The 4,780-nt window shown below is 54.1% G+C and carries 4 protein-coding genes and 1 pseudogene; 1 reads left to right on the top strand and 4 read right to left on the bottom strand.

Annotated elements, in window-relative coordinates; translation table 11 throughout:
- The 3 genes from IVA74_RS30585 to IVA74_RS30575 form a co-directional block, all read right to left on the bottom strand.
- Positions 1-204: transposase (locus IVA74_RS30585; protein WP_247350450.1), on the bottom strand; the 204-nt coding region annotated here is incomplete at its 3' end.
- Positions 205-303: 99 nt separating this feature from the next.
- Positions 304-1,647: a UDP-glucose/GDP-mannose dehydrogenase family protein gene (locus IVA74_RS30580; RefSeq protein ID WP_247350448.1), complete on the bottom strand. Its 1,344-nt coding sequence runs from the start codon at positions 1,645-1,647 to the stop codon at positions 304-306.
- On the bottom strand, positions 1,644-2,741 hold the full coding sequence (locus IVA74_RS30575; RefSeq protein WP_247350446.1) for an NAD-dependent epimerase/dehydratase family protein: 1,098 nt from the start codon (positions 2,739-2,741) through the stop codon (positions 1,644-1,646). The genes IVA74_RS30580 and IVA74_RS30575 overlap by 4 nt, the downstream gene beginning before the upstream one ends.
- 1,312 nt (positions 2,742-4,053) lie before the next feature.
- On the opposite strand from IVA74_RS30575, the gene IVA74_RS30570 reads away from it, so the two are divergent.
- Positions 4,054-4,266 carry a transglutaminase-like cysteine peptidase gene (locus tag IVA74_RS30570; protein ID WP_247350444.1) on the top strand — a complete coding sequence of 71 codons (213 nt, stop codon included), beginning with the start codon at positions 4,054-4,056 and terminating at the stop codon, positions 4,264-4,266.
- 330 nt (positions 4,267-4,596) lie between these two features.
- Here IVA74_RS30570 and IVA74_RS30565 read toward each other — a convergent pair.
- Positions 4,597-4,780: pseudogene (locus tag IVA74_RS30565) on the bottom strand (hypothetical protein); the annotation flags it as partial.

Genomic DNA, 4,780 nt, shown 5'->3' with positions numbered 1-4,780 from the left:
ACCAGCTCCGCCGATCGCACGTTGCTCACCCCGCGCCAAACGGCGTAACATCCGCTGAGGCTCTAATCGCCACTGGATGAAACTTCGGAGGCAGGTCAGATGAATACCAAGGTCTTTGGACGCCTGCGCATACGACACGCCGCGCTGCTTGATCAGCCGCACGGCCTCAAGCTTGAACTCCCGCGTAAACTGCCTTCTCTCCATGACGCACCTCCTGCTCCATAAAACACCTAACTTGGTGTCTTCGGAACCGGGTGCAGCTCAGAGATACTGAAGAAAAGCTTCAGGTTCTGGCTGCCGCAGCTAGACTCTTCGGCCAATCGAAAGGTAAGTGGAGCTTGGGAAATCTTTTGGGGAAAGAAGCCGTCGCGTATCGAACACGACTTTGCCGGCAACCTTGAGGCCAGGAAGAGCTTTGTATTCTGCCCAACGCGTAGCCACCACGATTGCGTCCGCGTGCGCAATTTCCGCTTTCCAATTCTTGGTGAATCGGATTGCGGAGGTTTGAACGCCCGAGAACTTGATGAAGTTTTCCGTCGCAATTGGATCGTGCGCAACCAGATTGGTCTTTTGTGCAAGCAATTCTTCCGAAATGCGGATCGAGGCCGATTCACGAACGTCGTCGGTTTCCGGCTTGAACGCAAGTCCCAGTAGCAGGATGTTTTTGCTCTCTAGATTTCCAAAGTGAGCTCCAAGGATTTTTGTAACCTGTTCGGGCTGCTTCGCATTCACACTCAAGACGCCTTCCAATATCTCCATGGGAAGGCCATTGTTTTGTCCTTGCGTGCGGATCGCCTGAACGTCCTTCGGGAAACAACTGCCGCCAAAGCCGGGCCCAGGCACCAAATAAGTCAAAATTTCGGGATCTGTACGAGATCCATCGGTTCGAATTGGATTCCATCGCTTGTCGAGAGTGACGCCTCTAAAAACATCCATAAAATCGATGCCACCGAGCTTGGCCGCAAAATTCGCCAGTTCGTTCGCCGCTGAAACTTGGAGCGCCAGTAAGCAGTTGTTCGCGTACTTGATCATCTCCGCTGTTCGGGTGTTGACATACACCTTGTCGACGTTCCAGGGCTCGTAAATCTTCGAGAGAACCTCACGAGTTTGGGAGTCGTCGAACCCAAGAACAATGCGATCAGGGAAATTGAAGTCGGAGATGGCTTTTCCCTCGCGCAGAAATTCAGGATTCATTCCAAGTCCAAATTGCGAAATCTTTCTGCCAGACGCTTCCGTAATCGCTTCGCGAACGGCAACATCGGTCGTGGTCGGAAGCACTGTGCTTTTGATGATCACGCTTAAAAACTTGTTCGTCGACTTCAAATACGCGCCGATTTGACGTATTGCTTGAACCAGATAGGTGAGGTCGAGTTTTCCGTCGGTCGTCGGAGTTCCGACGGCCACGATCACGGCCTCGCAAAAATCCAAGGCCTCATTCAGATTAGAGGTCGCGCGGAATCTTCTTTCGTCGATGACGGTGCGAAGAAGTTCTGGAAGGCCTTCCTCATGAATGGGCGGAATCTTACTATTGATCAAACGGACTTTCTCTTCGTTCACGTCGACACAAACGACGTCGTGGCCTTTGGAGGCAAAACAAACGCCGCTCACCAGCCCGACATAGCCTGTTCCGATTACTGACAGCTTCACGCTAGGTCTCCCTTCTCCTTCTCGTGCAGGAGAAACTGAACGAATCTCTCGACTCCGGTCTTTACGTCGATTTCGGGATTGTACCCTAGTTTCGTCCTAGCCTTTTCGATGATGGGGCAGCGTCTATTCGGATTGTGGGTCAGATATTCTTTGTCAGGGGATTGACCCAAAACGACCTCTCCCGTGTAGCCACGGAAGCGGGAGCCGGCCTCCTGATAGAGCGATGCAAGTTCTCGAACCGAAATCTCTGGCCTTTCAATGCCGATATTGAAGTAGTCGAACTCGCCGTAGGTGAGACACTTTAAGTAGCCCGCGAGCGCATCAGCGACATAGCAGAATGTGCGCGTAGGCGAACCAGAGGACAGAATTTCGATGTCTTTGTTTTCGATTACGCACTTTGCGAAATCCGCGGGAACGCGCCGATCATCGATTCTCATTCCCGGTCCGTAATTGTTGAATGGTCTTGCGACAGTGATCGGAATTCCATACTCTTTGGAAAACAGGCTGCACATGGTTTCGCCAAACCGCTTGGATTCGTCATAGCAGGCGCGCGGGCCAATGCAGGAAACGTTGCCACGGTATTCTTCGGCCGTGGGAATGTTGGCCGCGTCGGGGTCGCCGTAAATTTCGCTACTTGAGAAAAACAAAAAGCCCCGGCATTGCTTCGATGTATAAAAATCGAGTAGCCGCCTTAGGCCCCAAATATTCGCATCTAAGGTTACGATAGGGAATCTTCGATAAAAAATCGGGGAAGCAATGGATGCGCCATGAATCACATGGGTCGCCTGAGCGCTTCCATCAATGCTTGAAAGATCGTCTTTGGAAACGTCGAACTGGTGAATGTCGACCAAGCCCGCATGCCGGGTGGCGAGTTCCGAAATCCATGTAGGCTTTGTAAGAAGAAATGTATCAAGCCCGATGATTTTACGAATCTCCAATGCTGAGGCGTGCTCGGAAAAAAACTGCATGAAGCTAAAACCCAAAAAGCCCGCGCAGCCGGTGATGAGTATCGTGCCATCCCGGAAGGAATTTTTGTTCGACGGTGAAAGTTTGCTCAGTATGTAGTGAAGATCTTCTTCTAAAATGGGATTCATAACGATCTCATATGCAGCCAGTGGGCCTCGCCGGTCGCGTACAATTCTCTGAGTATATCGCGATCGCGGTGAGTGTCTATGCAAGCCATATCCGCGGTGGGGGAAATCTCGAGTTGCCGATTGGGAACGGCTGAAAGGCGAGCCTTTCTTCATTGAGTAGCTAACGAAGTCACCTGAGAGACGGCCGACCCGACGAACCATTCGGTCGATGCGCATGCGGGTCGAGGTCTTCATCAAGGCGCAAGATCGGAAGCTGTACAATCAGGCGGGTGCGCAAACGAGCGCGCTTAGCCTTCGCCGGACACAGCGACAGCCCTTGTAGTGCATGAGCACTCGGGGCTGGCCCGGGGCCAGGGACCTGCGCCCTGCATATGCGCGAGGTGCCCGGGGCGGGGGAGACCGGGGCCATCAAGTCGGCGAGAACTAGCCACGAGGCTCGACAAGCTTTGCGCCCTTGTTCGAAAGCTTGGCCGTGGACCTCCGATCAGAATGAGACCCCGATGGGGCGATCCTGGCGATGCTGCCCCGAATTCTTGCAGAGTCCGTGACCAAGTCCTCGCCCACCGCGGCACATTCCAAGCCTGGGCGCGGACCGGTCGCGTCGGACGTCTGTTGCCAGCGGTAGAAACGGCGGGCCGCTCGAAGCGCATTCCGCTCAACACACCCAATCGCTTGGCGTGCAAAGTCATTGCCGCGGTGAAAGCAAGCAGGGCGGCTTCAGCCCCCAGAATAATAAGAAACTCTTCCGGCATACTAGTTTCGGTCCTTTGGCAGCAAGCGCGCATTCAGGAAAGGGTCAGATGGCGCTAAATCAAAACAATAATAAGATCTCATGTTGCAATGCGCCTTCATTATGAGGAGCGAGATCCCGGGCTGGCCCATGGCGCGCCGCCGCGGATGTCATTCCGATGAAAGCGACGCCAATGCGCTGCCTAGCCAATTTATCTGGAGCCGGTCGAGCTCTCCGTTGTCTGCACAATGGAAATTAATTTATGTTATTTGAAATTGCAAGTTAAATGCATTTGAGTTAAATAGTATGAATTGTTTGCGGTCCTGATCGGCCGATCCCCTTACGCGAGGCTCGGATTCACTGATTGCGCGATCACACGTGCACCATGTTTGGTCTCCGCAGCGAAGCTGAATGTCGCGCGCGGCGCCCATTCCGAATTCAGCTGACGCAGGAACGGTAGTCGATTCTGAAAGAGGTCAATCGAGCCATCACCTCGCCATTGCTCCAGAGCGCTATGAACTCGGGCTTGCAGGATAGGAGTGGACTATCAACCCCGGGCGCGGCGATTGCAACGACTATGCGGTGAGCAAGCGTGATGAGTTGCTTCAGCGCGGCTGGCCAGCGCGCGCCCTGTTATTCAGTGAGGGGGTCGTCATTTCCGGAGAACATCACCTGGTGCTTCTGGTGCGCACCCAGAGCGGTGATCTCGTCCTCGACAATCTCACGCCCAAGCCGTGGTCGCGGGTCCCTTATCACTGGATCCTCAGTGGATCCGGTGCAAATAACGAGTCATAGTCGGCTGTGGACCATGATCGGCGGGAAGGGGGCATGAACCCCACTTCCTTTGGGATGACTGCAATGGATTGCCGTGCAGGAACCTCCGGAGTTGTTGATGGTCGCGCGCCGTCAACGCTCCACCGCAGGACGGGTCTATTCGTGGTCGCATCTGAGTTGCTCGAGCGAACCGAGCCTGCCTTAGTCCAGAGCAAATCCTCCTCTCCTTGCGGAATGTAATAGGCATTGGGTGCATGGACAGACAGAAAACGAGCGAAGATCGCATAGGGCCACAAGGGCTGCTGATAGCTCCGGGCCTATCTTAGCGTACTTTCATCTTAACTCTGGTCCTCATTGAGATACTTGCGCGCCGTTTGCTCTTGACCTTGTTGCGCCAATCCAGCGCTGATTTCTGATCTCGCGGAGGAGCAGCATGCGTTTGGTTTGTGCGGCATTGAGCAGCCCCTCGAACAAGACCAGGACCTCGCGCGCCTGCACGTAGACTTCGGTGGTGATGGCGCGTTGGTCGAAGCCA

This window comes from Bradyrhizobium sp. 132, from assembly GCF_023074185.1.
Taxonomy (GTDB): domain Bacteria; phylum Pseudomonadota; class Alphaproteobacteria; order Rhizobiales; family Xanthobacteraceae; genus Bradyrhizobium.
Note: the sequence above shows the minus strand (reverse complement) of the source record. Positions and strands in the feature narration are given on the sequence as shown.

Excerpts from the sequence above, each read along its gene's own strand:
- IVA74_RS30575 (WP_247350446.1), bottom strand. The coding sequence starts at position 2,741 with ATGAATCCCATTTTAGAAGAAGATCTTCACTACATACTGAGCAAACTT.